Origin of the sequence: Halomonas litopenaei, from assembly GCF_003045775.1 — a bacterium.
GTDB classification, from domain to species: Bacteria; Pseudomonadota; Gammaproteobacteria; order Pseudomonadales; family Halomonadaceae; genus Halomonas; species Halomonas litopenaei.
Map to the genome: position 1 here is coordinate 264,224 of NZ_PXNS01000004.1, position 24,992 is coordinate 289,215.

Consider the following 24,992-nt stretch of genomic DNA (forward strand, 5'->3'; position numbering starts at 1 on the left):
CCGACAGGCGCCTCTGGCGCCTGTCGGCATTTATAGGCCCGGCCAACCTTGCTACAGCAGTTCCGGCTGCGGTAGTTCCAACGACAGGAGCCACCAATGAATAGCGTCAACCCGTTTAGTGTTTCGCAGGATGTCCTGGTCGAAGGTCCTGTGGAGGCTGTCTCCGATGAGGCCCTGTTGGATGCGCTTGCTCGGTATCAGCAGGTGGTGGCCTGGGCCAGCGATCTGATCGAGCGCTTCGAGGCGACGGGCATGCAGGACGCCATGGGCGAGGACTACCGCCATCTGCTCGATATTCATCGGCAGGCTATGGTGGGGCAGGCGGAGCTGGCATTGCGACTTGCCTGAAAAGTGCCTGCGCTCGGTAATACGGCGTTAAAAATCGGGTCAAAATGCTCATTTACACCTCGTAAACTGCGCTTTCTCAACGATTTTTGCCTTGTCTAACCATCGCTCGCCGGCTTTTCGTACAAAGCTTAGGGCTTGTCTGAAAAGTGTCTGCGCTCCTCGAGCCTTTGCCCGCCCCAGTGTGACGCCTCTGCATCCCTGCTTCTCTTCCCACTCTTCTTGCACCCTCTCTTCTCTCGCTCTCTACTCAGGCCCTGTCCTCTCGCGCCCCTGTCTTTTCTCCCCCTCTCTCTCCTCTTTCTCTCCTCTTTCGCCCCCCCCCCATAGCGATAGGCAGCCGGGCTGACCTATTCATCGTATCTATCTCTCGCGAAGGTCGGCGGGCGACGCCTAAGCCATTCGCCTGGGCCCCCTGGTGCTGCTCCCTCCTTGTGCTTTTTCTGCTCCACGCTGTGGCGACAAAAAATCCTTTAAAACAGTGCTTTGTAATATTTTTCGCCGAGTCTCCTAAGACGTTTGTCTTATTCGTCATTCCTTGTATTCACGTGGCTCCTCGACTAGTTTCTCCCTCACTAGCTAAATTCATCTGATCAATTGTCTCGATAACCACTTACAAATACATACAAGGAGTCACTTGTGGATGCATCCTCTACCGCGGCGGCTGAGCAACAGTCGGCGCCGGAAAAGTCCTCCTTTCTGCACAGGGGCATGACCTTGCCCTTTGTGCTGATCGTCACCTGCTTTGCCGCCTGGGGGCTCGCCGGCAACCTGACCGATCCCCTGGTGTCGGTGTTCGGCTCGGTGTTCTCGATGAGCGCGCTGCAGGCGTCGCTGGTGCAGTTCGCCTACTACGGCGCCTATTTTGCCCTGGCGATCCCGGCGGCCTGGATCAATTCGCGCCTGGGCTACAAGGGTGGCGTGCTGATCGGCCTCTTGCTGGCGGCCACCGGGGGGCTTCTGTTCATGCCGGCCTCCCAGATGATGACCTACTCGATGTTCCTGGTGGCGTTGTTCACCCTGGCGGCCGGGCTGTCGATCCTCGAAACCTCCGCCAACCCCTACGTGATGGCGATGGGCCCGCGCGAGAACGCCACTCGGCGGCTGAATTTCGCCCAGTCCTTCAACCCGGTGGGGTCGAACCTGGGGGTGCTGCTGGCCGCGGTGTTTATCCTGCCCCACGTCAATCCGGCCACCGCCGAGCAGCGCGCCTCGCTGACCCAGGAGGCGCTGGCCGAGATGCAGTCGGCGGAATTGCAGGCGGTGATGGGCCCCTACATCACCCTGGCGCTGGTTTATGTGGTGATCGCGATCGCCATCGCCATGGTGCGGGTGCCGCGCCACGAGGCGCTGATGGCGGACCGCAAGAGCGAGACGGTGGCGCTGTCGGGGAGTCGTCTCGGGCGGCTGGTGCGCAACCGTCGCTACGCCTTCGGGGTGGTGGCGCAGTTCTTCAACGTGGCCGCCCAGACCTGTACCTGGACCTTCACCATCCACTACGTGACCGAGGCGCTGGGCGTCGGCAGTGAAGAGGCCGGCTACTGGCTGCAGGCCTCCTTGCTGGTCTTCCTGGTGTCGCGCTTCGTCATGGTCGGTGTCATGGGTCGGGTGGACCCGCGCAAGCTGATGACCGGGATGTGCGTGCTCGGTGTCGCGCTGTCGCTGGTGGCGGTGTTCAGCGGCAACCTGATCGGGGCGGTGGCCCTGGTGCTGCTGAGCGCCTGTATCTCGCTGCTGTTCCCCACCATCTACGGCATCTCGCTGGAAGGGCTGGGGCAGGACACCAAGTACGGCGCCGCCGGTCTTGTGATGGCTATCGTCGGTGGTGCCCTGGTGCCGCTGGCCCAGGGCTGGCTGATCGATATCACCTCGGCCCAGATCAGCTACCTGGTGGTGGCGGTGTGCTTCGCGGTGATCGTGGCCTTCGGTGTCTATGTGCAGCGTCATCCGCGGCCCGAGACCAGCAACGAGGGTGATCTGGCCTGAGCTGGCGTCTCTTGAACTGGCAGCGCCTCAACGCGAATCGGGGGTGTCCCGCAGCACCACGGCGACCTGAGCGAGGTGAGTCTGCATGGCGGCATGGGCGCCCCTGGGGTCGCCGGCGACGACGGCATTGAGGATGGCCAGGTGCTCCTGGTGGGTGATGGCGATACGACCGCCGAGGTGGATCGATTGCCACAGCCGCATCCGCAGGGTCGGCCGCGACAGTGCCTCGAGCAGGGCGACCAGCACGGGGTTGCGGGAAATCCTCGCCAGGCTGAGGTGGAACTCCAGGTCGGCGGCCATGGCACCTTCGTGGTCCAGCGCCTGGATGGCGGGCTCGGCCTCGGCCAGTACGGCCTTCAGGCGCTCGATGTCCTCGTCGGTTCGGCGCAGCGCCGCCACCGCCGCGGCCTCCACCTCCAGCGCCTGGCGCACATTGTGCAGGTCGCGGGACGAGGTCCCGGCCTGGATGCCCGCCCAGAACTCCAGGGGCTTCAGCAGCAGCCCCGGGTCCAGCGAGGTAACGGTGGTGCCGGAGCCCTGGCGGGTCTCGAGGATGCCCATGGCGACCAGCGCCCTGACCCCTTCACGCAGCGAGCTGCGCGAGACAGCGAAGCGGGTGGCGAGGATCGACTCGACGGGCAGGCGGTCGCCGGAGGCGATTTCACCGGAGACGATCATCTCCTGGATGCCTTGCACCACCACCTCGTACTGGGAGGGGCGGCGTTGGTCGCTGTCGGACGGGGGCGGCGGCGTCATGGCAGGGGCTCCGGCTCGGAAGGGGTGATCGAATCCCGCCATTCTATCGAAAACTTCGGCAGCACTTTAATACATCTGATGAATCTGGAGGACGATACGTGTCCGTCATCACCTCAATCGAACTGGTGGATCTGCGTTTTCCCACCTCGGACAGCAGCGACGGCTCCGACGCGGTCAACAAGGACGCCGACTACTCGGCGGCCTATCTCAGGCTGGTCACCGATGACAGCGCGCTCTATGGGTGCGGTTTCACCTTCACCATCGGTCGTGGCAACGAGATCTGCCTGCAGGCCATGGAGGCTCTCGCCCAGCCGCTGGTCGGCCGGGACGCGGCCGAGGTCTGCCGGTCCCCGGGAGCGGTCTATCGTGAACTGGCCGCGGATTCACAGCTTCGCTGGCTGGGCCCGGACAAGGGGGTGGTGCACCTGGCGCGGGCGGCGGTGATGAACGCCGTCTGGGACCTGGCGGCCCGGCATGCGGGGCTGCCGCTGTGGCGTCTGGTCTGCGAGATGGAGCCGGAGGTGCTCGTCGAGCAGTTGGATCTCAGCTACCTGGGTGACGTGCTGAGCGCCGAGGAGGCGGTGGCCATGCTCAAGGAACAGCGGCCCTTCCAGCAGGAGCGCATCGCCGAGCTGAGCGAGCAGGGCTTCCCCTGCTACACCACCTCGGCGGGGTGGCTCGGCTATTCGGACGAGAAGCTGGCCCGCCTGTGCCGGGAAGCGATGGACGATGGCTACCGCCATATCAAGCTCAAGGTCGGCGCCAATCCCGAGGACGACGAGCGTCGCCTGGGGATCGCCCGCTCGGTGATCGGCCCCGACGTGGCGCTGATGATCGACGCCAACCAGATCTGGGAGGTGCCCGAGGCCATCGAGCGGGTCGAGGCGCTTTCCCATCACGACCTTCTGTGGATCGAGGAGCCCACCAGCCCGGATGACGTGCTGGGGCATCGCAGCATCGGCGATGGCGTGCGCCCGCTCGGCATCGGCGTCGCCACCGGCGAGCACGGCATGAACCGGGTGCTGTTCAAGCAGTTGCTGCAGGCCAACGCGGTCGACTACGTGCAGATCGACTCCTGCCGCCTTGCCAGCGTCAACGAGATCATCCCGGTGCTGCTGATGGCCAGGAAGTTCGGCAAGCCTGTCTGCCCCCACGCCGGCGGGGTGGGGCTGTGCGAGCTGGTCAATCACCTGGTGATGATCGACCACATCGCGGTGTCGGGGCCTGTAGAGGGGCGGGTGGCCGAATTCGTCGATCACCTGCACGAACACTTCGTCGACCCCTGCGTCGTGAGAGATGGCGCCTATACATTGCCGCGTGAACCGGGGTATTCCGCCGAGATCAAGGCCGAGACGCTGGCGGCCTGGGCCTGGCCGAACGGCACCGAGTGGACCCGTCGGCGCCAGGCGGTGCCGGCATGATCCGCGGGCCGCTGCTCAATCCGCCCTTGCTTAAGGGCCTGGCCGCCGCCGGACATGGTGCCAGGGTGCTGGTGGCCGACGCGCTCTATCCGCATTCGACCGGTGCGCCGCCAGCGGCGAGCCGGGTCTACCTCAACCTGTGCGAGGGCATGGTGCCGGTGCTGTCGGTGATGGAGACGCTGGCCCAGACGGTGTTTCTGGAAGAGGTCACCTACATGGCCAACGCCGAGGGCGGCGCCTCCGAATCCGTGCTCGAGTGCCGCCAGCGGCTGGCCGACCACCGACATGGGGGAGGCCAGCAGATCGCCTGGTCGAGCCTGGATCGCTGGGCCTTCTATGACGCCTGCCGCGGCCCCGAGGTGTGCCTGGTGGTGGCCACCGGCGAGTGCCGCCCCTACTCCAACTTTCTGCTGACCATAGGCGTTCCGTGATGATCGATACCCACCTTCACGTCTGGGACACCGGTGCGGTGCGGATTCCCTGGCTCGCCGGTGCGGGCCTGCCCGCCAGGGCGCCGATTCCCGATGGTCAGGACCGCCGCTACGTGCTGGTCGAGGCCGACGCCCCGGACCCCGCCGAGGAAGCCGCCTGGCTGATCTCGCTGGCCGAGCGGGACCTGCGGGTCCACGGCGTGGTGGCGAGCGTCGCGCTGGAGCTTCCCCAGGCCGAGCGGGCGCTGGCGAGTCTGGCCGAGGTGCCCCAGGTGGTCGGCGTCAGACGCCTGCTGCAGGACCGGGAGCTGTTTGACTCGGCGGCCCTGGTCGAGGGCCTGAAGCGTCTGGCCGACTGGGGCCTGCCCTTCGATGCCTGCGTCAGGGACCGAGAGCTGCCGCGCCTGTTGGCGTTGCTCGAACAAGTGCCGGAGCTGACGGTGGTACTCGACCATATGGGCAAGCCGAACCCGCGTGATGGCGTCGCGCGAGAGGCCTGGCAGTGCAATCTGGCGCGCCTGGCCGAACTCGACAGGGTCCACTGCAAGCTGTCCGGGCTGCCGGCGGAGTGCCGCGACGCCGACGAACTCGAGCGCCACGCCCCAGACATCGTCGACGTCGCGCTTGAGACCTTCGGTGCCGAGCGCTGCCTGCTTGGCAGCGATAGCCCGATCAGTCAGGACCCGAAAGACTGGTGCGAGCGGGTGCTGGCGCGGGTGCCCGCAGAAAAGCGCCAGGCCGTCGCCGAAGACAACGCCTTGAACATTTATCACAGGAGGGATGCCCGATGACGACATCGCCGATTGCCAGCCGTCTGCCGTCCAAGCTGCGCCGTGCCTTCGAAGGCCTCGGCGTCGGTGCGGCGCAGTTCGGCAACATGGGCAAGGTCACCCCTGAACAGGACTGCCTGGCCGCCGTGGACACCGCCTGGGAGCTGGGGCTGAGGTTTTACGACACGGCCCCCCACTATGGGCTCGGGCTGTCCGAACAGCGTCTGGGCAAGGCGCTCAAGGGACGCTCGCCGGACGACTACGTCATCTCCACCAAGGTGGGGCGCCTGCTGGAACCCAATCCTTCCCCCCAGGGCAGCGACGAGGCCAACGGCTTCCACGTGGCCGATGACCTGACCCGGCGGCGTGACTACACCGCCGAGGGCGTCAGGCAGAGCCTGGAGGCCTCGCTTGCGCGCCTCGACATGACGTCGGTGGACATCCTCTGGATCCATGACCCGGAAGAGCCCACGGACCGCTTCGAGGAAGCCCTGACGGGGGCAGTACCCGAGCTCGAACGCCTGCGCGAGCAGGGCAGGATCGCGGCCTGGGGCGTGGGCTCCAAGGACGCCGGCATGCTCAAGCGCTTCGTCGATCAGGCCAGGCCCGACCTGATCATGCTGGCCGGTCGCTACACCCTGCTGGAGCAGGAACAGACAGGACTGATGGCCGCCTGTCTCGAACACCAGGTCGGAGTGGTCGCCGTCGGCGCCTTCAATTCGGGCCTGCTGGCGCGTGACGAGCCTCCCGCCGACGCCTGGTACGAGTACGGCCAGGCACCAGAGGCGGTGCTCGAGCGTGCCCGCGAACTCGCCGCGGTGGCGCGAGCCCACGGCGTCAGCCTGCCGGCGGCGGCGCTGGCCTTTCCGTGGCGCCACCCTGCCGTGGTCAACGTCATGGCGGGAATGCGCTCGCCTGAGCAGGTGAAGCGAAATCATGCACTGGCCTCGTGCGATATCCCCGAGGCCTTCTGGAACGAACTGCAGGCGCGAGGCCTGCTGAAGGAGAACACATGAAGCTGTTGCGCCGTGGAACGATGGGTAACGAGATGCCGCTGGTCGAGGTCGAAGGCGTGCTCTACGACGCCTCGCCGGTGGGCGACTTCGGGCCAGGCTTCTGGAAGGACAACGGCGTGGCGCGCCTTCGCCGGCTGCTGGACGCCGGACGGCTGACCGCCGTCGAGCTTGCCGACGAGGTACGCCACGGCTCGCCGGTGGCGGCGGTGGGCTCGGTGATCTGCATCGGCCAGAACTACGCCGCCCACGCCGCCGAGTCCGGCGCCGAGCCGCCGAAGCAACCCATCGTCTTCTTCAAGACGCCCAACACCGTCGCCGGCCCCGACGACACCGTCACCATCGCGCGCGGTTCGGAAAAGACCGATTGGGAGGTCGAGCTCGCCATCGTGATCGGCAGCACCGCCAGCTACTGCGACTCGCTGGAGGAAGCGGCCAGTCATATTGGTGGCTATGTGCTCGCCAACGACCTGTCGGAGCGCAAGTTCCAGCTCGAGGTCTCCGGCGGCCAGTGGAGCAAGGGCAAGTGCAGCCCGGGCTATATGCCATTGGGCCCCTGGATCGTGACCGCCGACGCCTTCGATCCCGCCAATGTGGGCCTGCGCTCCTGGGTCAACGGCGAGCCGCGCCAGGACTCCCGCACCTCGGACATGATCTTCGGCTGCGCCGAGATCGTGCGCGATCTGTCGCAGTACATGCAGCTCGAGCCCGGCGACGTCATCTCCACCGGTACTCCCGAAGGGGTGGCGGTCTCGGGGCGCTTCGACTACCTCAAGCCGGGCGACGTGGTCGAGGTGGAGATCGACGGCCTGGGCCGCCAGCGTCAGACCTTTCGTGCCTGGGAGGGCTAATCCATGACAGCTCGATTCGAAGGACGGGTGGCCATCGTCACCGGCGGCGCCTCGGGCATCGGCGCGGCGATCGCCGACTGCCTGGCCGCTGAAGGCGCCCGCGTCGCCGTGCTGGATCGCGAAGATCCCGCCAATCAACACCACTGGGAAGCGTGCGATGTCGCCAGCAGCGAGCAGGTAGAGCGTGCGGTGGCGGCGGTCGCCAGTGCGTTGGGGCGTATCGATATCGTGGTCAACAACGCAGGCATCGGCGCCCAGGGCGATGTCGCGGGCAACCCGGATGAGGAGTGGGCGCGTGCCTGGGAGGTCAACGTCGCCGGCATGGCGCGGGTGTCTCGGGCGGCGCTGCCTCATCTGCGCGAGTCGGACGCCGCCGCCATCGTCAATATGGCGTCCATCGCCGCCACCGCGGGGATTCAGCAAAGGGCCCTGTACTCGGCGACCAAGGGCGCCGTGCTGGCCTTGACCAGAGCCATGGCGGCCGATCACCTGCAACAGGGCATTCGGGTCAACTGTGTCTCGCCCGGCACCGCGGATACCCCCTGGATCGGCCGCTTGCTTGCGCAGGCGCCTGACCCCGAGGCCGAGCGTGCCGCGCTGGAGGCCCGCCAGCCCCACGGACGGCTGGTCGCCGCCGCCGAGGTGGCCCAGGCGGTGGCCTATCTGGCCGATCCCGCCAATCGCTCGACGGTGGGGGTCTGTCTGCCGGTGGACGGTGGCATGGACGCCCTGCGCCTGCGTCCGCGCTAGCCCTGTTCATGTAAAAACCGTTCATCTCGGTCCTCAAGAGTACGCCGGCCTCGCCGATAGTGGTTATATTAGGTAATGCGCACCGCTTACCTCTATCTGGGCAGGGCTCATGGCTAAGGATCGATCAGCGGGTTTGGGCCCGACGTCGCTGTTGCAGGCGGCCTCCGCCGGCAAGGTTGCCCACCACCCCTCGGTGGTGGCGGGGCTGGTGCTGGACCGCGCCCCGGTGGGGTTGGCGCTGATCGATGCCAACGACCGCCTGGTCTGGGCCAACACCGGGCTGACGGAGCTGGCCTGTCCCACCGGTGGCGAGCTGCAGGGCCGCAATCTCAACGAGCTGTTTCGCCCCTTCGTCAATCTGCTGGGGGAGCGGGGCAGCTACCATACCCTGTCACCCGGCGAGGACTGGCAGCAGGCCTGGCTTGCGGTGGATGACAGCGCCAGCGCTCGGCTGGGGCTGATGTCCTGCGTGGCCTTCGACCGAGGCGCCGATGCGTCTCTGGACAGCGGCACCGATCCGCTGATGTGGCTGGTCACCTTCGTCGATCTCGACGCTGACGCCGACGCGGTACTGGATCGCCGCCATGCCGATATCGGCAACGTGGCCAGTACCTGGATCTTCGAGGACCGCCTGTCCCACGCCTTCGATCGTGCCGACCGTCTGGGCCAGCGCCTGGGCGTGATGCTGGTCGAGCTACACGGCCTGTCGCGCATCCTGGTGGACCATGGTGGCGAAATGGCGTCGCGGGTGTCGCGCCGGGCCGGACGCCGACTGGTCAACGTGCTGCGCCGGGAAGACAGCGTGGTGCAAGTTGATCGCGAACGCTGGGGGGTGCTGCTCGAGCACCCCGTCACGCCGGAGACCCTGCAACTGGTGGCCGACCGCTGCCTCGAGGCGCTGGAACCGCCCTTTACCCTGTCCGGCTATCAGCCCGCCCTGATCGAGCCGCGTATCGGCATCGTCCTGTGCCCGGAAGATGGCGAGGAAACCGGAGAGCTGCTGGCCCACGCCGAAAAGGCGCTGGAAGAGGCCGTACCGGGTGGTTTCGCCTTTTACGACGGCAGCCTGCAGCGTCTGATGGAGCGCCAGCAGCGCTTCCGTCACGAGCTGCAGGAAGCGCTGATGTTCCCCGATCAGCAGCTCTATCTGGTGTATCAGCCCCAGTTCGATCTGCTCACCCGGCGCTGCTGCGGGCTCGAGGCGCTGGTGCGCTGGCGCCATCCCCAGCGTGGCGAGGTAGCGCCGGGGGAATTTGTCGCACTCGCCGCCGAAATGCAGTTGGTCGACCGGCTAGATCGCTGGGTGCTCAAGGAAGTCATGGCCCAGCGCAGGCGCTGGCGCGAGGCCGGCTCCGAGCTGGGTGACTGGGATATCTCGGTGAACATTCACCATTGCCTGCTGGATCAGGACGGCTTCGATGGCCGCGCCCTGGATCTCTACCTGCGCCAGCTATGCGAGTCTGGCGCAAAGGGGGAGGCGGGTGCCCAGAAGGAGGCGGGCGGCCACTATCGCCACGAGTGCCTCGACTGGTTGTGCCTGGAGGTGGATGGCGCGGGGTTGTTCGAGGTGGGCCACCGCCAGTCCCACCTGTTAAGGCGTATCGTCGCTTTGGGCGTGCGGCTCGGCGTCGATGGGCTGGGCCGCTCCCCGGTGGACCTGTTCGGCATGGCCTCGCTGCCGGTGACCCTGGGCAAGCTGGGGCCGGAGACCCTCAAGACCCTGGCCGATCCCTCCACCAGCATGCGCCAGAGCGTGGCGGCGCTGATGCGCTGCCTCGAGGCGCTGGAGTTCGTCGCGGTGGCGGTCGGGGTCGAGACCGCCGAACAGCTCGATACCATCAAGGCGCTGGGGCTTGTCCGGATTCAGGGGCGTCTTGTCGGTGCGCCGCTGGAAAGCGAGGCCCTGGTGGGCTGGGCGGCCTCCGGCGCGCATCCCGCGATAGCGATCTGAGCCAGCCATTGATGCCGCCAAGGTGGCGGTGCCGCCAAGGTGGCAGAGCCGGGCAGGTGTTTCCGAGAGGAGGCGTCAGGCCCGATGTCGAGAGTCCAAGCGGCGAGCCCAAGCTGCGAGCCAAGACCTTGAACCAGGAAATCAGGCCGAGACGTTGAGCCGAGAGGGCTGCAGCCGGGTGCGGCCGTCGGGCTGGTAGACGCTGGCGTTGGCGATGCGGTGGATCTGGTCGAGCATGCGCTGGTTGTGCTCCATGCGCAGGGCCAGCAGTTCGCCACAGCGCAGATTGGCGCGGGAGACTTCCCTGGCGAGTGCCATGGTGGCCTGCCAGGCGGCTTCGCAGCCGGCGTCACGGGCGGCTTGCAGGGTGCCCTCGCGGTCATCGGGGTAGCCCAGTCGGCACTGCACCTGATGGCGGCGCGCTTCCGTCTCGGCAAGCCTTTGCTGGATCTCGGACTTCTGGCCGGCGAGCGCCACCAGCGCCTCGCTGTCGACCTGGCCCTGAACCAGGCACTCCTGTTCCTCGCCCAGCAGGGCCAGCAGCTCGGCGAGTCGCTCACGCTGCTGGTCGAGCAGTCGGGCCAGACTCACGACTGCGAGCCCTCTGAGCCATCGCCGAGCATGTCGCGGACGCTGTCGATCAGGCCGTCGGCGATGCGTTCGGGATGGATTTCCAGGCGTCCCTCGCGGATGGCGTCACGAATCTGTTCGACCCGGGCGCTGTCGATGTCCTGGCTGGTGTCCGCCGCCGGGCGGCTCAGGTGGGCCTGGGCACCGGCTTCGACACCGGCGCCAGCGGTTTTTTGTGTCTCGCTTTGCTGGAGCTTGTCGCTCTGCTGCGGCCCCTTGCTTTGGGCGGGGCGGGTCAGAGGATGTTGCGAATCGATCTTCACGGGCAAGGCCTCACGAGAATGGCGATGGGACCAGGCGCTGGCTGTCGCCGTTGATCCGAATGTCTGCGTCTATGTACATCATCGGCCGCAAGAACAAGAACTTTAGGTCTGGCGCACCAGCCGGTTTTTAACGCCGTATTACCGAGCGCAGGCACTTTTCATCAATGTCCTAGTAGGTTACCGCCAGCCGGCCGCGTTCCACCACCCGGGCGTCGAGGATCTGGCGCCGATCCACCCTTACCCGCACGATATCGCCGAGGCCGCCGGCCTCCAGCGCCTCGCCCTGGCGGCTGATGCGAAAGCCCCGGCCACTGGCTTCCACCGCGACCTGCTCGCCGCGTCGCACCAGCTTGGGTGATGTCAGCTGATGGGCCGACAGCGCCTGACCCTGGCGAATCCCGCGTCGGGCGATCTGACCGATGGCCGCCTGTGGGTCAGTCAGCGCCTGGGACGGCAGTCGGCTTACGTCGAAGCGCTCGCTGGTCAGCATGTCCGCGCTCAGGCGCTCGCCGGGGGCGATGTCCCGCGCCGCCACCAGGCGCTCGCCTAGCCGGGTGATCTCGGCCTGCAGATAGCGGCTGCGATGACGCTCTCCCTCGCAGCGAAGCCCCACCGAGACGCGTCCGGCCAGTCGGCTCCCCGCCCGGGGCAGGAAGGGTTCGGGCTGGCGGCAGTCGGCCAGGCTCGCCGCCGGCGGGAATACCTGAATCTCCAGATCGCCCGGCCGGGCGCCGTCGGCCAGGGCCTGCTCGAACAGAAAGCTCTCTACCCGTGTCAGCGCTTCCCCGGTGCCCGCATCGACACCGCCGTCATCGACCGCCTGGCCGCTGGCCTGGGCGGTGCTGGCGGCAAAACCCGTACTGACACACAGCACCAGCGCCGCCCGGGCGATGACCCAGGACAGGGAAGCAGTGGCTTGTACAAGAGATGAGGATCGAGACATCGGGATACCGGTGGTCGGTGCGATCTTTAGCGCCCGGGGCCGTTTGAAGGGCGCTTTCCTGGCCATTCAAGGGCCATGGCACACCAGTGTAGAGAAGCCGGCATCGACGCATGGTCTGAAATGGGCGTGGTAATGGGGGCTGTTCACGGCTTTGTGCAGACAGGGGCCTGGGTATTCTTCATCGTCGAACCCCTTGTCTCTTTGTTCCCTTGCTTACGGAGCGCACCGGGATGATCGATCAGCTCGAGGCCTCGCTCGCTTTTCACCAGCAGGCCCTGTCGCTTAGACAGGAACGCCAGAAGGTCCTGGCCAGCAATATCGCCAATGCCGATACCCCCGGCTACAAGGCACGCGACATGGACTTTTCCCAGGCCCTGGAAGCCGCGACCAAGGGGGCGAATCAGCCTGGTCTGGCCCTGGCGCGGACGTCCAGTCACCACCTGTCGGGTCATGGCCAGGCGATGTCGCTTGGCGGCAGCGAGCTCAAGTACCGCGTACCGGAGCAGGCCAGCCTCGACGGCAACACCGTGGACATGGACCGCGAGCGGGCCGCCTTCACCGACAACTCGGTGCGTTACCAGGCCGCGCTGACGATCCTCAACAGTCGCATCCAGGGCCTCAAGCAGGCCATGCAGCCCGAGCAGTAAGCCCGGTCCATCTCAGTTTCCAAGCAGGGAGAGCGCCCCATGTCGATGTTTTCGATCTTCGATATCTCCGCCTCGGCGATGTCAGCCCAGGCCCAGCGCATGAACGTCACCGCCAGCAACATGGCCAACGCCGACAGCGTGGCCGGCCCCGACGGCGAGGCCTACCGCGCCCGCCAGGCGGTGTTCGAGTCCCGTGCCGCCAGCGACGGCATCGGCGGTGTCGGTGTGCGCGAGGTGGTCGAGGACCCCTCGCCGCTGCGCCAGGAGTATCGTCCCGAGCACCCGCTGGCCGATGACGCCGGCTACGTGGCGATGCCCAACGTCGACCCGGTGGGCGAGATGGTCAACATGATCTCCGCCTCCCGCTCCTATCAAGCCAACGTCGAGGTCATGAACACCAGCAAGCAGCTGATGCTCAAGACCCTGACCCTGGGCGAGGGCTGATCCCATGGCCAACACCATCGATGCAAGCGTTTACCAATCGGTCAACGCCGCCACCGCTCAGGCCAGCTCCAAGCAGGCGTCCGACGAGCTCGGCGACAACTTCATGACCATGCTGGTGACCCAGCTGCAGAACCAGGATCCGCTCAACCCCATGGACAACAGCGAGATGACCTCGCAGTTGGCCCAGATCAACACCGTGTCCGGCATCGAGTCTCTCAACGAGACCATGTCGTCGATCACCGGCCAGATCAACGCCGGCCAGGCGTTGCAGGCCACCCGGCTGATCGGCAAGGGCGTGCTGGTGCCGGGGGATCGCATCGTCATGGCCCACAACGATGAAGGCGCGCCGGTCTCCACGCCCTTTGGCGTCGAGCTGGAAAGCCCCGCCGCCGAGGTCAAGGTGACCATCACCAACGAGTCCGGCGAGGTCATCAACAGCTACAACCTGGGCCCGGCCTCCGCCGGGACCGAGTCGTTCCAGTGGGACGGCATGACAGGTGAAGGCGTGGCGGCCCCCGAAGGTGCCTATCACGTCAGCATCGAGGCCACCGGTGTCGAGGGCGAGGAGCTTGCGGTGACCGCGCTCAACTACGCCCAGGTCGGCGGGGTGTCCCCGGCGGATGACAGCGGCCAGGTGCAACTCGATCTGGGTGCCGTCTACGGGCAGGTGGCGCTGAGCGATATCCGCCAGATTCTGTAGCGAACGCAGGATGACCGTCGGGTCATCGACGCAGGGAAACGTATAAGGAGAGTGACATGGGTTTTTCACAAGCGCTGAGTGGTCTGAACGCCGCCGCCGATAGCCTGGACGTGCTGGGCAACAATATCGCCAACTCCCAGACCGTGGGCTACAAGAGCGGTAGTGCGCAGTTCGCCGACGTCTTCGCCAACTCCCAGATCGGCCTGGGCACCAAGGTCTCCACCGTGCTGCAGGACTTCAGCGGCGGCAACCTGGAGTCCACCAACCGGCCGCTGGATCTGGGCATCAGCGGCGACGGCTTCTTCCGCATGGAACAGAACGGCCAGGTGGTCTACAGCCGCAACGGCCAGTTGACCATGACCCCGGACGGCTACCTGCAGAACGCCCAGGGCGCGCGCATCATGGGTTACGGCGTCAACGCCGCCGGTGCGGTCCAGGTGGGCGGCCAGCCCGAGGTACTGCAGATCGAGGCCGACGAGATGCCGGCCAGCGCCACCACCGAGGTGTCCACCACCTTCAACCTGGACTCGCGCAAGGTCGTCGGCGAAGACCTCAACAGCGTCACCCTGGCGGGCTCCGACGGCTCCGCCAGTGTCCCGGTCGATTACCACTACTCCAACAACTTCACCGCCTACGACTCGCTGGGTAACCCGCGCAATGTCACCGTCTACTACCAGAAGACGGACGCGAAGACATGGACCGGCACCATGGCGATGGATGGCAAGGTGTTGATGGACGAGACCGCGACACCTGTCGCAGCGCAGACCCTCTCCATGGAGTTTGACACCAATGGTCAACTGGTCACCCCTGCTGATGGCAAGTTTCCGGTCACCTTTGCCTCGGCCGACTACTTCAATGGCGCTGCCAATGACATGACGCTGGACTTCGATATCTCCGGCTCCACCCAGTTCGGCAATAACGCCAGCACCACCGCACTCAACCAGAACGGCTACACCTCCGGCGCCCTGGTCGGCATCAGCATCGACAGTGACGGCACCGTAGTGCGCAGCTACTCCAACGAGCAGACCCGCCCGGCCGGCCAGATCGCCCTGGCCAGCTTCCGCAACCCCGAGGGCCTGTCACCCGCCGGTGACAACACCTGGGCCGCCACCGACGCCTCCGGCCAGGAGCTGGTCGGTGCCCCGGGTACCGGCCTGCTGGGCGGGATCCAGTCCGGCGCCATCGAGACCTCCAACGTCGACATGGCCAAGGAGCTGGTCAGCATGATCGTCACCCAGCGCGCCTACCAGGCCAATTCGCAGACCATCAAGACCCAGGACGAAGTGCTGCAGACCGCCATCAACCTGCGCTGATGACCACGCCGGCCGCTGCCCCGGGCAGTGGTCATTCACACCTTTCAGGGGAGTCGTAGATGGATCGCATGCTCTACACCGCCATGAGCGGCGCACGCCAGACCATGGAGCAGCAGTCGGTGGTCAGCCACAACCTGGCCAACGCCTCGACCACCGGCTTCCGGGCCCAGCTTCACGCCATGCGCGCGGTGCCGGTCGAGGGCGAGGCGCGTCTCGACACCCGGGTGTCCACCGCTGCCTCGACCCCGGGGGCGGACTTTTCCCCCGGAGCCATCACCCGTACCGGTCGCACCCTGGACGTGGCCATCGACGGTGACGGCTTCTTCGCGGTGGAAAGCGACGACGGCAGCGAGGCCTATACCCGTCGCGGCGACCTGCAGGTGGACGGCAACGGCCTGCTGACCTCGGTGGGGCGCCCGGTGATCGGCGAGGGTGGGCCGATCCAGGTGCCGCTGGAGGCCGAGCTGTTCCTCGGTGCCGACGGCACCATCAGTGCGATCGGCATGGGCCAGGACCCCGACGCCCTGGCCGAGATCGGCCGGCTCAAGCTGGTCGAGCCGCAGCCTGGCGAGCTGACCCGTGGCGGCGACGGTCTGTTTCGCTCCATCGGAGAGAATGGCGAGCCTGCTGCGCTGGCGGCCTCCGACCAGGTACGGGTGGTCAGCGGGGCGCTGGAGGGCAGCAATGTCAATCCGGTGGAGTCCATGGTGGCGATGATCGATGTGGCGCGGCGCTACGAGCTGCAGACCAAGATGATCAGTACCGCCGACGAGAACGCCCAGAAGGCCAACAGCCTGCTGTCGTTGAACGGCTGACCCCTTCAACCGACGGCCAGGGCCGAATTATTGAGCGGTCAGGGGAGCCTCCTGACCGAGGGAGAGAAGAACCATGATCAAGTCGCTGTGGACGGCCAAGACCGGACTCGAATCCCAGCAGGTCCAGCTGGACGTGATTTCCAACAACCTGGCCAACGTCTCGACCAACGGCTTCAAGCAGTCCCGGGCGGTGTTCGAGGACCTTCTGTACCAGAACATGCGCCAGCCCGGTGCCCAGAACAACGTCCAGGACCGGCTGCCCTCGGGCATGCAGATCGGTTCCGGCGTGCGTCCGGTGGCCACCGAGCGCCTACACACCCAGGGTGGGCTCGAGGCCACCGAGAACTCGCGTGATCTGGCGATCAACGGCAAGGGCTTCTTCCAGGTGCTGATGCCCGACGGCACCACCGCCTTCACCCGCGACGGCAGCTTCCAGCTCGACGAGAACGGCCAGATGGTCACCGCCAACGGCTATCCGCTGGAGCCGGCCATCATCATCCCCGACAACGCCCTGTCGGTGGACATCGGCGAGGACGGCGTGGTCTCGGTAACCCAGCCCGGCACCAGCGAGTCCGACGAGGTGGGTCAGATCACCATCTCCACCTTCGTCAACGCCACCGGCCTTCAGTCCATCGGCGGCAACCTGTACCTCGAGACCAGCTCATCAGGACCGCGCAACGAACTGATGCCGGGCATGAACGGCGCCGGCCGACTGCTGCAGGGCTATGTGGAGACCTCCAACGTCAACGTGGTGGAGGAGATGGTCAGCATGATCCAGACCCAGCGTGCCTACGAGATCAACTCCAAGGCGGTGCAGACCAGCGATGAGATGCTGGCGCGCCTGGCACAACTCTAGGGCTTGTCTGAAAAGTGCCTGCGCTCATCGACCCTTTTCGGGTAGCGCCTAGTCACGACTCTGATAATAAATTCTGCGGTGGCACTGGAGACGGCCATGCACCCTGACACGACCTCATCATCTGGCGCGCCATACGGTGGTATTCACGCCGTGCTGCGCCTGGCGACGCTGGCGCTGGCCCTGGTGCTGCTGACGCTTGCCGGCTGCGCCCAGATTCCCCACGCCTCGGTGGTGGGCGAGCAGGAGCAGATCGAGATCCCCGATCGGCCGCTGCCGGTGGCCAATGGTTCGATCTTCCAGAAGGCCCGGGGCTACCAGCCGCTGTTCGAGGATCGTCGTCCGCGCAGCGTCGGCGACATCCTGACCATCGTGCTGGACGAAGAGGTCAGCGCCAGCAAGAACTCCCGCTCCAACGCCGACCGTGACGGCGGCTCCAGCCTGACCTTCTCCCAGGTGCCGGAAGGCCTGGAGGAACTGATGGACTACGGCTTCGAGATCGACGGCGATACAGATTTCGAGGGCGGCGGTGGCTCCGAGGCCAACAACTCCTTTACCGGCACCATTACCGTCTCGGTGATCGAGGTGATGAACAACGGCAACCTCAGGGTGCGCGGCGAGAAGCAGATCGCGATCAACCAGGGCACCGAGTTCATCCGCTTCGGCGGGGTGGTCAATCCGCGTTTCATCACCACCCAGAACACCGTGCCGTCCACGGCGGTGGCCGATGCGCGCATCGAGTACGTGGGCAACGGCTACATCAACGAGGCGCAGCACATGGGCTGGATGCAGCGGTTCTTCCTGAACGTTTCCCCCTTCTAGGCCGAGCATCATGAGAAACCCTGTCTCCCGTCGCCCCACCCTGACCCTCGGCAGCCTGATGCTGGTGCTGCTGATCGCGCTGTCGGCCTTCTCCCACCTGGCCCGTGCCGAGAAGGTCCGCGACCTGGCAAGCTTCGCCGGGGTGCGCGACAACCAGCTGGTGGGCTACGGCCTGGTGGTGGGCCTGGACGGCTCCGGTGACCAGACCATGCAGGCGCCGTTTACCGGCCAGAGTCTCAACAACATGCTGTCCCAGCTCGGCATCACCGTGCCGCCGGGCACCAACATGCAGTTGCGCAACGTGGCGGCGGTGATGGTCACCGCGGACCTTCCGCCGTTCGCCCAGCCCGGCCAGCGCCTCGACGTGGTGGTGTCTTCCATCGGTAATGCCCGCAGCCTGCGCGGCGGCACCCTGTTGATGACGCCATTGAAGGGCGCCGACGGCGACGTCTACGCCCTGGCCCAGGGCAACCTGTTGATCAACGGTGCCGGCGCCGAGTCCGCCGGCTCCAGCGTGCAGATCAGCCATCAGGCCGCCGGGCGCATCGCCGGCGGTGCCATGGTCGAGCAGACGGTACCGCTGGCGCTGGGCAGCCGTGACGGCGTGCTGGAGCTGCAGCTCAACCAGGCCGACTTCGGTACTGCCGAGCGCGTGGTCCGGGCGATCAACGACACCTTCGACTACCCGGTGGCCTCGGCCAGAAACGGCGGGGTCATCGCCCTGAACGGGCCGACCAACGCCAACTCCCGGGTCAACTTCATGGCCCGTGTCGAGAACGTCGACGTCACCCCGATGCCGGCCCGGGCCAAGGTGGTGCTGAATTCGCGCACCGGCTCCATCGTGCTCAACGGCAGCGTGACGCTCAAGCGCGCCGCCGTGGCCCACGGCAACCTGTCCATCGTCATCGACACCGCCTTCGGCGTCAGCCAGCCGGCGCCCTTCAGCCGTGGCGGCGAGACCACGGTGGTACCGGACTCCGATATCACCATCGACGAGGGCCAGGGCACCCTGCAGGTGGTCGAAGGCGCCAATCTGCTCGACGTGGTGGACGCCCTCAACGCCCTCGGCGCGACCCCCAACGACCTGATGTCGATCCTCGAGGCGCTCAAGGCTGCGGGATCGCTCAGAGCCGAGCTGGAGATCATCTGATGGCTATCTCTGATCTTTCATCTGGGCCCATGACAGGGCTGGCTTCGGGGCCCATGACAGGGCTGGCGTCGGGGCCCACAACAGGACTCTCGGGTTCTGCCCTGTCCGGCGCCAGCCGGGCCACCGGCAGCGTCGGCCAGGCCGGCTTCGCGCTGGACATGCAGGGGCTGGCGCGACTCAAGACCAGCGCCCGCCAGCAGGACCCGGCGGCGGCGGCGGAGGCGGCGCGCCAGTTCGAGGCGATGTTCATCAACATGATGATGAAGAGCATGCGCGACGCCGTGCCCTCTTCTGGCCTGACCGACTCGAAGCAGACCCAGTTCTACCAGACGCTGCTCGACCAGCAGTGGTCCCAGACCATGGCCAGCCGCGGCATCGGCCTGGCCGACCAGCTCATGGCCCAGCTACGTGGCCCCGAGGCCAGCCAGGCCAAGGATGTCGAGGCACTGATTGCGGGCATTCCCCGTGGCACGCCGCGTCCGCTGTCCAACGCCCTGAGAGCGGACGCGCCGGCAGACAGCGAGGTCGAGGCGCCGACCAACTTCCTCGACGAGCTGGGCGCCGTCAGCCAGGGCATGACCACCGCCCAGGCCGAAGAGCGCATCAGCGGGCGCGAGGCCCGCGACACCCCGGCCCACGTCCAGGCCTTCCTCGACAAGCTGGCCGCCCCGGCCCAGGCCGCCAGCCGCGCCTCCGGCGTGCCGGCGGAATTGATCCTGGCCCAGGCGGCGCTGGAGACCGGCTGGGGCCGCCACGAGATCGCCACCGCCGACGGCAACAACAGTCACAACCTGTTCGGCATCAAGGCCGGCAGCAGTTGGGACGGCCCCACCACCCGTATTACCACCCATGAGGTGGAAGACGGCCAGCGCCAGCGTATTCGCGATGACTTCCGGGTCTACGGCTCGTTCGAGGAAGCCTTCACCGACTACGCCAGGCTGATCAGCAACAACTCCCGCTACGCCGAGGTCACCACCGCGCCGGACGCCGAGGCCGCGGCCCACGCGCTACAGCGGGGCGGCTACGCCACCGACCCGGCCTACGCCGCCAAGCTGATCGCGGTGATGCACACCTTCGGCCCGATCGGTGACGGCGCAGGCGCCACCCGCGTGGCGGCCGGCGAGGCTCGACCCGCTAGTGTCGGCGCATCGCCAGCAGAAGCCGCCAAGAAGGTGGATGCGGGTGCCACCGCGGGTGAGCGTGGCAGCGACTGGCTGGCCAGGGCGGATATAAGCGCCAACCCCACCCAGGTCTTCTAGGGCTTGTCTGAAAAGTGCCTGCGCTCGGTAATACGGCGTTAAAAATCGGATCAAAATGCTCATTTACACCCCGTAAACTGCGCTTTCTCACCGATTTTTGCCTTGTCTAACCTTCGCTCGTCGACTTTTCGGACAGCGCCTAGTCGCCCGGAAAATTAATGGTTTTTGCGGTACCGAGGCTCTCAAGCCAGCGGCCATTCGGCCGATAAACAGGCTATCGGCGAAAGGAATTCCACCATGAGCATGTTCTCCATCGGCTTGAGCGGCCTGAATGCCGCCCAGAACGCCCTGACCACCACCAGCAACAACATCAGCAACGTCTATACACCGGGCTACAACCGCGAGATCACGGTGCTGGGCGAGGGCAGCGGCGGGACCCAGGGCGTCCAGGTCAACGACATCGAGCGTCAGTTCAACCAGTACGTGGCCGACCAGCTCAATGGTGCGGTGAGCTCAAGCTCGGCGCTGGACGCCTACCAGACCCAGATCAACCAGATCGACAGCCTGCTGGCCGATCAGGACGCCGGTCTGGCACCGCTGATGCAGAACTTCTTCTCGTCGTTGGAAGACCTGGCCTCGGCCCCCTCGGACCCTGCCGCCCGTCAGGGCGTGCTGGGCGCGGCGGACACCCTGAGCGCCCAGTTCCGCGCCTTCGACAGCTACCTGCAGGACATGCAGGACGGTATCAACAGCCAGATCCGCGACGAGATCACCCAGATCAACAACCAGAGCGAGCAGCTGGCCTCGCTCAACCGCGAGATTTCCCTGGCCAAGGCCAAGACCGGCGAGGCCCCCAACGCGCTGCTCAACCAGCGTGACCAGCTGGTCACCGAGATGAGCGAGCGTATCGGGGTGGAATTGACGGTGCAGGACGGTTCCTCCTATCGGGTCAGCCTGCCCGGCGGACAGCCGCTGGTGGCCGGCACCGAGTCCTACCAGTTGAAGGCGGTGGCCTCGGCCAGCGATCCCCAGCGGGTGGTGGTGGGCTACCAGGACCCCGGCGGCGGCCTGCAGCGACTCGATGAGGACAGCTTGCAGGGCGGCTCGCTCGGCGGGCTGATCCAGTTCCGCTCCGAGACCCTGGATCGCACCCAGAACCAGATCGGCCAGCTGGCGGTGTCCATGGCGGTGGCCTTCAATAAACAGCACGCCGATGGCTACGATCTGGATGGCAATAGCGGTGGCGACATGTTCGACATCGGCGAACCGCGGGTCTTTGCCAACGACGCCAACAGCGGCGGCGCCACGGTCACCGCGAGCTTCAACATCGACAAGATCGAAGACCTCGAGGCGGCCGACTACGAGGTCAAGGTCAGCGACGCTTCGGCCTCGCCGCCGACCTTCGAGGTCACCCGCAAGGACACCGGCGAGGCGGTGGACGCGAGCTTCGACGCCACCGAGAACACCCTGACCTTTGGCGGCGTGACGCTCGGCATCGATGACCCCAGCGCCTTGGCCGACGGCGATCGCTTCGAGGTGCAGCCGGTGCGCCGCGCCGCGGGTGGCTTCGATACCGCCATCAGCGATCCCGACAAGATCGCCGCCGCCGGGGAAACCGGCGCTAGCGGCGACAACGAGAACGCCCTGGCCCTGCAGGGGCTGCAGGACGAGATGAGCGTGGGCGGCAGTGCCACCCTGAGCCAGGCCTACGCCTCGCTGGTCGGAGACGTGGGTAACCGTACCAACGTGGTGCAGGTCAATCTGGCGGCCCAGCAGGGGCTGACCGAGCAGTTGAGCGCGGTGAAGCTGTCCGAGTCCGGGGTCAACCTGGATGAAGAGGCGGCCAATCTGATCCGCTACCAGCAGTACTACCAGGCCAACGCCAAGGTCATCGACACCGCCACCTCGGTGGTCGACACCATCCTCGGACTGCGCGGCTAAGGAGAGCAGAGCATGCGTATCAGCACCGTCACCATGTACGACCAGAGCGTCAGCTCGCTTAACCGTCAGCAGTCCGAGTTCCTTCACCTGAGCCAGCAGCTCGCCAGCGGCAAGCGGGTGGTCAATCCCTCCGATGACCCCCAGGCGGCGTCCCGGGCGGTGGCGGTCAGCCAGGCCCAGGCGGTGACCCAGCAGTACACCGACGCCCGGGTCAGCGCGCGCAACGCCCTGTCCCAGGAAGAAAGCGTGCTCAACAGCGCAAGCGACGCACTGGCCAGCGCCAAGGCGCTGGTGATCCAGGCCTCCAACGACACCCTGAGCGATGCCGACCGGCAGTCCATCGCCAGTGAACTGCGCGGCGTCTACGAGACGCTGATCGGTCAGGCCAACGCCACCGACGGCAACGGTCGCTACCTGTTCGGTGGCTACGCCGATGGCGCCGAGCCCTTCACCGACAGCGGCAACGGCATCGAGTACGTGGGCGCCGACAAGGTCCGCGAGCAGCAGGTGGACGCCTCGCGACTGATGTCGGTGGGGGATACCGGCGCCGACATCTTCACCAGCGTGCCCAGCGGCGCGGGCTACGTGGCCGAGCAGGGTGACAACAGCGGCAGGCTGACCTTTGCCGGCCCCGATGTGGTCGACAACAGCGACGCCGGCTACGGCAAGCGCTACCAGGTGGAGTTCGGTGGTACCGACGACGCTCCCACCTACAGCGTCATGGTCGAGGACGACAGCGGCAATTGGGTCAGCGCCGGTGCGGCCCTGGAAGATCAGCCCTACGACCCCGAAGGCACCAGCGTCGAGGTGGGTGGCCTGCGCCTGGAGCTTGAAGGCGCGCCTGCGACCGATGACAGCGTGACCTTCGGCCCCGCCGACACCATGAACACCAACGTCTTCACCACCTTCGAGAAGGTGCTGGCGGTGCTGGAAGCCCCCGCCGACACCCCCGCAAAGCAGGCGACGCTGCATAACACCCTGAACGGCGCCATGCGCGAGCTGGACGCCAGCCTCGACAACGTGTTGACCAAGCGGGCCTCGGTCGGCGCGCGGCTCAACGAGCTGGACGTCATCGACTCGGTCAGCGGCAACCGCGAACTCAACTACGCCCAGACCATGTCGGACCTGGTCGACCTGGACTACAACCAGGCGATCTCCGAGTACAGCATGCGTCAGGTGGGCATGCAGGCCGCCCAGCAGGCCTTTATCGGCATTCGCGACCTGTCGCTGTTCAACTATATGTAGGGTCGATGTAGCGCTGGTATAGCGTGCAGGTAGCACGACTCGATCGTCGTCGTGTGACAGCCCCCTCAACCAAAAAGCGGCGCGTCCTTGCTGGACGTCGCCGCTTTGTCGTTCTTGGCCAGGGTGACGGCAAGTGAGATGCCCTGGATCAAGAAGTACTTGACCCGCACATCAATATGTCCATAATTCCGGACATATGGACAAAGACGATCTGCAACCGACCCTCGACACCTTCGCTGCACTGTCTCAGCCTACCCGGCTCGCTGCCTTTCGCCTGCTGGTGCGCCACGAGCCCGAAGGCCTGCCTGCCGGCGAGCTGGCCCGCCGCCTGGAGGTGCCCCACAACACCCTGTCGGCCCACCTTGGCGTGCTCAGCCGGGCGGGGCTGGTCAGCCAGCGCCGGGAAAGCCGCTCCATCGTCTATCGGGCGGACCTGGCGCACATGGTGGCCACCCTCGACTTTCTGGTGCGCGACTGCTGCGCCAGCCGGCCGGAGGTGTGCAACCCCCTGGCCGACCTGCTGGGCCCCGGCACCGGTGACGACACCAGGACCTGCTGAGCCACGACAGCCACGACAGCCAAGAGCGCCTCCCGGAGCCCCCATGACGCTGATCTACCACAACCCGGCCTGCGGCACCTCGCGCAACGTGCTGGCCATGCTCGAGGCCTCTGGCGAATCGCCCGAGGTCATCGAATACCTGAAGACACCGCCCAGCCGCGAGCGGCTGGTCGAGCTGATCGAGGCCATGGGCATCACGCCCAGGGCACTGCTGCGCCAGAAGGGCACGCCCTACGATGAGCTGGGCCTCGACGATGACCGCCTCGACGACGAGGCATTGATCGACGCCATGATGGCTCACCCCATCCTGATCAACCGACCCATCGTGGTGACCGCCAGGGGAGCGGCGCTGTGTCGTCCCTCCGAGCGGGTACTGGCGCTGGTCGAGGCGCCGCTGTCGGCCATCGAGGGCGACAGCTTCACCAAGGAAGACGGCGAAACCGTCACGCTGGAGGCAAACCGCACATGACCCCCGATACCCTGCTCAAGGACCTGCCCAACATCGACCCGGAGCTGTGGCGGCCCATCGCCGTGGACGAGCTGGCCCCGCCCAGCGCGCCACGCCATGCACCTCGCATCCTGGTGCTGTACGGCTCGCTGCGCGAGCGCTCTTACTCGCGGCTGCTGGCCGAGGAGGCCGGGTGCTTGCTCGCGGCCTTCGGCGCCGAGGTGCGTACCTTCTCGCCCCAGGGGCTGCCGCTGCCCGATGGCGCCGAGGCCGACCACCCCAAGGTCGCCGAGCTGCGCGATCTGGCGAGCTGGGCCGAGGGCATGCTGTGGGTCAGCCCCGAGCGCCACGGTGCGATGACGGCGGTGATGAAGGCCCAGATCGACTGGATTCCGCTGTCACTCGGCGGGGTTCGCCCGACCCAGGGCAAGACCCTGGCGCTGATGCAGGTGTGTGGTGGCAGCCAGAGCTTCAATACGGTGAACCAGATGCGCCAGCTGGGACGCTGGATGCGCATGTTGACCATCCCCAATCAATCGTCGGTGCCCAAGGCCTTCAACGAGTTCAACGAGGCGGGCCGGATGCGCTTGTCCCCGCTGTATCTGCGCGTGGTCGACGTGTGCGAGGAGCTGATGAAGTTCACCTGGCTCAACCGTGGCCGTGACGGTTACCTGACCCAGCGTTACTCCGAGCGGGTCGAAAGCGCCGAGCAGGTGTCTTCGCGGGTCAATCAGGACAGTCTCTGA

General features: G+C 66.3%; 27 protein-coding genes. 23 read left to right on the forward strand and 4 right to left on the reverse strand.

Features of this window, described 5'->3' with window-relative positions:
* The first annotated feature begins 96 nt into the window (after nucleotides 1-96).
* Nucleotides 97-348, forward strand: a complete 252-nt coding sequence (locus tag C6W88_RS07710; RefSeq protein ID WP_108132038.1) for a hypothetical protein — start codon at nucleotides 97-99, stop codon at nucleotides 346-348.
* Nucleotides 349-984: 636 nt separating this feature from the next.
* Nucleotides 985-2,331, forward strand: coding sequence for an L-fucose:H+ symporter permease (fucP, locus tag C6W88_RS07715; protein WP_197037086.1), 1,347 nt, complete (start codon nucleotides 985-987; stop codon nucleotides 2,329-2,331).
* Nucleotides 2,332-2,358: 27 nt separating this feature from the next.
* Here fucP and C6W88_RS07720 read toward each other — a convergent pair whose 3' ends face one another.
* Nucleotides 2,359-3,087, reverse strand: coding sequence for a FadR/GntR family transcriptional regulator (locus tag C6W88_RS07720; protein ID WP_162816418.1), 729 nt, complete (start codon nucleotides 3,085-3,087; stop codon nucleotides 2,359-2,361).
* Between the two features lie 98 nt (nucleotides 3,088-3,185).
* Between C6W88_RS07720 and C6W88_RS07725 the strand changes: the two genes are divergently transcribed.
* The 7 genes from C6W88_RS07725 (at nucleotide 3,186) to C6W88_RS07755 (ending at nucleotide 10,274) form a co-directional block, all read left to right on the forward strand.
* Nucleotides 3,186-4,508: an L-fuconate dehydratase gene (locus C6W88_RS07725; RefSeq protein WP_108132040.1), complete on the forward strand. Its 1,323-nt coding sequence runs from the start codon at nucleotides 3,186-3,188 to the stop codon at nucleotides 4,506-4,508.
* On the forward strand, nucleotides 4,505-4,939 hold the full coding sequence (locus C6W88_RS07730) for an RbsD/FucU family protein (RefSeq protein ID WP_108132041.1): 435 nt from the start codon (nucleotides 4,505-4,507) through the stop codon (nucleotides 4,937-4,939). The genes C6W88_RS07725 and C6W88_RS07730 overlap by 4 nt, the downstream gene beginning before the upstream one ends.
* Nucleotides 4,939-5,730, forward strand: a complete 792-nt coding sequence (locus tag C6W88_RS07735) for an amidohydrolase family protein (protein WP_108132042.1) — start codon at nucleotides 4,939-4,941, stop codon at nucleotides 5,728-5,730. The genes C6W88_RS07730 and C6W88_RS07735 overlap by 1 nt, the downstream gene beginning before the upstream one ends.
* Nucleotides 5,727-6,725, forward strand: coding sequence for an aldo/keto reductase (locus tag C6W88_RS07740; protein WP_108132043.1), 999 nt, complete (start codon nucleotides 5,727-5,729; stop codon nucleotides 6,723-6,725). The genes C6W88_RS07735 and C6W88_RS07740 overlap by 4 nt, the downstream gene beginning before the upstream one ends.
* Entirely contained in the window at nucleotides 6,722-7,573 is an 852-nt protein-coding gene (locus tag C6W88_RS07745) for a fumarylacetoacetate hydrolase family protein (protein ID WP_108132044.1), read from the forward strand. Before C6W88_RS07740 ends, C6W88_RS07745 begins: the two co-directional genes overlap by 4 nt.
* 3 nt (nucleotides 7,574-7,576) lie before the next feature.
* The gene (locus C6W88_RS07750; protein WP_108132045.1) at nucleotides 7,577-8,323 is read left to right on the forward strand and encodes an SDR family NAD(P)-dependent oxidoreductase; all 747 of its coding nucleotides are present in this window, start codon (nucleotides 7,577-7,579) and stop codon (nucleotides 8,321-8,323) included.
* A gap of 133 nt (nucleotides 8,324-8,456) precedes the next feature.
* On the forward strand, nucleotides 8,457-10,274 hold the full coding sequence (locus C6W88_RS07755; protein ID WP_181248613.1) for a GGDEF domain-containing phosphodiesterase: 1,818 nt from the start codon (nucleotides 8,457-8,459) through the stop codon (nucleotides 10,272-10,274).
* Between the two features lie 141 nt (nucleotides 10,275-10,415).
* Here the strand turns inward: C6W88_RS07755 and flgN are convergent, their stop codons facing one another.
* From flgN to flgA, 3 genes are all read right to left on the reverse strand, one after another.
* Nucleotides 10,416-10,865 (reverse strand): flagellar protein FlgN, encoded by a 450-nt coding sequence (flgN, locus tag C6W88_RS07760; protein ID WP_045994752.1) that lies wholly within the window; start codon nucleotides 10,863-10,865, stop codon nucleotides 10,416-10,418.
* Complete coding sequence (gene flgM, locus C6W88_RS07765; protein ID WP_108132047.1) at nucleotides 10,862-11,167, reverse strand: flagellar biosynthesis anti-sigma factor FlgM; 306 nt, start codon at nucleotides 11,165-11,167, stop codon at nucleotides 10,862-10,864. The genes flgN and flgM overlap by 4 nt, the downstream gene beginning before the upstream one ends.
* Before the next feature lie 169 nt (nucleotides 11,168-11,336).
* A complete protein-coding gene (gene flgA, locus C6W88_RS07770) occupies nucleotides 11,337-12,110 on the reverse strand; it encodes a flagellar basal body P-ring formation chaperone FlgA (RefSeq protein WP_181248612.1) in 774 nt (257 codons plus the stop codon).
* 230 nt (nucleotides 12,111-12,340) lie between these two features.
* Between flgA and flgB the strand changes: the two genes are divergently transcribed.
* The 14 genes from flgB to arsH all read left to right on the forward strand — a co-directional run bounded on the left by flgB (nucleotide 12,341) and on the right by arsH (nucleotide 24,992).
* Nucleotides 12,341-12,757: a flagellar basal body rod protein FlgB gene (gene flgB, locus C6W88_RS07775; protein WP_108132049.1), complete on the forward strand. Its 417-nt coding sequence runs from the start codon at nucleotides 12,341-12,343 to the stop codon at nucleotides 12,755-12,757.
* 39 nt (nucleotides 12,758-12,796) lie between these two features.
* Nucleotides 12,797-13,201: a flagellar basal body rod protein FlgC gene (flgC, locus tag C6W88_RS07780; protein WP_045992584.1), complete on the forward strand. Its 405-nt coding sequence runs from the start codon at nucleotides 12,797-12,799 to the stop codon at nucleotides 13,199-13,201.
* Nucleotides 13,202-13,205: 4 nt separating this feature from the next.
* Complete coding sequence (gene flgD / locus C6W88_RS07785; RefSeq protein ID WP_108132050.1) at nucleotides 13,206-13,901, forward strand: flagellar hook assembly protein FlgD; 696 nt, start codon at nucleotides 13,206-13,208, stop codon at nucleotides 13,899-13,901.
* 56 nt (nucleotides 13,902-13,957) lie between these two features.
* Complete coding sequence (gene flgE, locus C6W88_RS07790) at nucleotides 13,958-15,214, forward strand: flagellar hook protein FlgE (RefSeq protein ID WP_108132051.1); 1,257 nt, start codon at nucleotides 13,958-13,960, stop codon at nucleotides 15,212-15,214.
* A 59-nt stretch (nucleotides 15,215-15,273) separates the two neighbouring features.
* Nucleotides 15,274-16,029 (forward strand): flagellar basal-body rod protein FlgF, encoded by a 756-nt coding sequence (gene flgF, locus C6W88_RS07795; RefSeq protein ID WP_045992587.1) that lies wholly within the window; start codon nucleotides 15,274-15,276, stop codon nucleotides 16,027-16,029.
* Nucleotides 16,030-16,102: 73 nt separating this feature from the next.
* Complete coding sequence (gene flgG, locus C6W88_RS07800) at nucleotides 16,103-16,885, forward strand: flagellar basal-body rod protein FlgG (RefSeq protein WP_045992588.1); 783 nt, start codon at nucleotides 16,103-16,105, stop codon at nucleotides 16,883-16,885.
* A gap of 96 nt (nucleotides 16,886-16,981) precedes the next feature.
* Nucleotides 16,982-17,704, forward strand: coding sequence for a flagellar basal body L-ring protein FlgH (locus C6W88_RS07805; protein WP_108132052.1), 723 nt, complete (start codon nucleotides 16,982-16,984; stop codon nucleotides 17,702-17,704).
* A 58-nt stretch (nucleotides 17,705-17,762) separates the two neighbouring features.
* Entirely contained in the window at nucleotides 17,763-18,854 is a 1,092-nt protein-coding gene (locus tag C6W88_RS07810; RefSeq protein WP_274601887.1) for a flagellar basal body P-ring protein FlgI, read from the forward strand.
* Nucleotides 18,855-19,012: 158 nt separating this feature from the next.
* Nucleotides 19,013-20,113, forward strand: a complete 1,101-nt coding sequence (gene flgJ / locus C6W88_RS07815; protein WP_231498589.1) for a flagellar assembly peptidoglycan hydrolase FlgJ — start codon at nucleotides 19,013-19,015, stop codon at nucleotides 20,111-20,113.
* A gap of 237 nt (nucleotides 20,114-20,350) precedes the next feature.
* Nucleotides 20,351-21,994, forward strand: coding sequence for a flagellar hook-associated protein FlgK (gene flgK, locus C6W88_RS07820; protein WP_108132055.1), 1,644 nt, complete (start codon nucleotides 20,351-20,353; stop codon nucleotides 21,992-21,994).
* Nucleotides 21,995-22,006: 12 nt separating this feature from the next.
* Entirely contained in the window at nucleotides 22,007-23,239 is a 1,233-nt protein-coding gene (gene flgL, locus C6W88_RS07825; RefSeq protein WP_108132056.1) for a flagellar hook-associated protein FlgL, read from the forward strand.
* 196 nt (nucleotides 23,240-23,435) lie between these two features.
* Nucleotides 23,436-23,798 carry an ArsR/SmtB family transcription factor gene (locus tag C6W88_RS07830; protein ID WP_108132057.1) on the forward strand — a complete coding sequence of 121 codons (363 nt, stop codon included), beginning with the start codon at nucleotides 23,436-23,438 and terminating at the stop codon, nucleotides 23,796-23,798.
* Nucleotides 23,799-23,841: 43 nt separating this feature from the next.
* Nucleotides 23,842-24,267 (forward strand): arsenate reductase (glutaredoxin), encoded by a 426-nt coding sequence (arsC, locus tag C6W88_RS07835; protein ID WP_108132058.1) that lies wholly within the window; start codon nucleotides 23,842-23,844, stop codon nucleotides 24,265-24,267.
* Entirely contained in the window at nucleotides 24,264-24,992 is a 729-nt protein-coding gene (arsH, locus tag C6W88_RS07840; protein WP_108132059.1) for an arsenical resistance protein ArsH, read from the forward strand. Before arsC ends, arsH begins: the two co-directional genes overlap by 4 nt.

What these genes read in the sequence shown, in the direction of transcription:
- C6W88_RS07710 (WP_108132038.1), top strand. Translation starts at nt 97, where the DNA reads ATGAATAGCGTCAACCCGTTTAGTGTTTCGCAGGATGTCCTGGTCGAA.
- flgJ (WP_231498589.1), top strand. Translation starts at nt 19,013, where the DNA reads ATGCAGGGGCTGGCGCGACTCAAGACCAGCGCCCGCCAGCAGGACCCG.
- flgG (WP_045992588.1), top strand. Translation starts at nt 16,103, where the DNA reads ATGATCAAGTCGCTGTGGACGGCCAAGACCGGACTCGAATCCCAGCAG.
- flgB (WP_108132049.1), top strand. Translation starts at nt 12,341, where the DNA reads ATGATCGATCAGCTCGAGGCCTCGCTCGCTTTTCACCAGCAGGCCCTG.
- C6W88_RS07750 (WP_108132045.1), top strand. Translation starts at nt 7,577, where the DNA reads ATGACAGCTCGATTCGAAGGACGGGTGGCCATCGTCACCGGCGGCGCC.
- flgE (WP_108132051.1), top strand. Translation starts at nt 13,958, where the DNA reads ATGGGTTTTTCACAAGCGCTGAGTGGTCTGAACGCCGCCGCCGATAGC.
- C6W88_RS07805 (WP_108132052.1), top strand. Translation starts at nt 16,982, where the DNA reads ATGCACCCTGACACGACCTCATCATCTGGCGCGCCATACGGTGGTATT.
- C6W88_RS07830 (WP_108132057.1), top strand. Translation starts at nt 23,436, where the DNA reads ATGGACAAAGACGATCTGCAACCGACCCTCGACACCTTCGCTGCACTG.
- C6W88_RS07740 (WP_108132043.1), top strand. Translation starts at nt 5,727, where the DNA reads ATGACGACATCGCCGATTGCCAGCCGTCTGCCGTCCAAGCTGCGCCGT.
- flgD (WP_108132050.1), top strand. Translation starts at nt 13,206, where the DNA reads ATGGCCAACACCATCGATGCAAGCGTTTACCAATCGGTCAACGCCGCC.
- flgF (WP_045992587.1), top strand. Translation starts at nt 15,274, where the DNA reads ATGGATCGCATGCTCTACACCGCCATGAGCGGCGCACGCCAGACCATG.
- C6W88_RS07730 (WP_108132041.1), top strand. Translation starts at nt 4,505, where the DNA reads ATGATCCGCGGGCCGCTGCTCAATCCGCCCTTGCTTAAGGGCCTGGCC.
- flgC (WP_045992584.1), top strand. Translation starts at nt 12,797, where the DNA reads ATGTCGATGTTTTCGATCTTCGATATCTCCGCCTCGGCGATGTCAGCC.
- arsC (WP_108132058.1), top strand. Translation starts at nt 23,842, where the DNA reads ATGACGCTGATCTACCACAACCCGGCCTGCGGCACCTCGCGCAACGTG.
- flgK (WP_108132055.1), top strand. Translation starts at nt 20,351, where the DNA reads ATGAGCATGTTCTCCATCGGCTTGAGCGGCCTGAATGCCGCCCAGAAC.
- C6W88_RS07810 (WP_274601887.1), top strand. Translation starts at nt 17,763, where the DNA reads ATGCTGGTGCTGCTGATCGCGCTGTCGGCCTTCTCCCACCTGGCCCGT.
- C6W88_RS07720 (WP_162816418.1), bottom strand. Translation starts at nt 3,087, where the DNA reads ATGACGCCGCCGCCCCCGTCCGACAGCGACCAACGCCGCCCCTCCCAG.
- arsH (WP_108132059.1), top strand. Translation starts at nt 24,264, where the DNA reads ATGACCCCCGATACCCTGCTCAAGGACCTGCCCAACATCGACCCGGAG.
- flgL (WP_108132056.1), top strand. Translation starts at nt 22,007, where the DNA reads ATGCGTATCAGCACCGTCACCATGTACGACCAGAGCGTCAGCTCGCTT.
- C6W88_RS07735 (WP_108132042.1), top strand. Translation starts at nt 4,939, where the DNA reads ATGATCGATACCCACCTTCACGTCTGGGACACCGGTGCGGTGCGGATT.
- flgA (WP_181248612.1), bottom strand. Translation starts at nt 12,110, where the DNA reads ATGTCTCGATCCTCATCTCTTGTACAAGCCACTGCTTCCCTGTCCTGG.
- C6W88_RS07745 (WP_108132044.1), top strand. Translation starts at nt 6,722, where the DNA reads ATGAAGCTGTTGCGCCGTGGAACGATGGGTAACGAGATGCCGCTGGTC.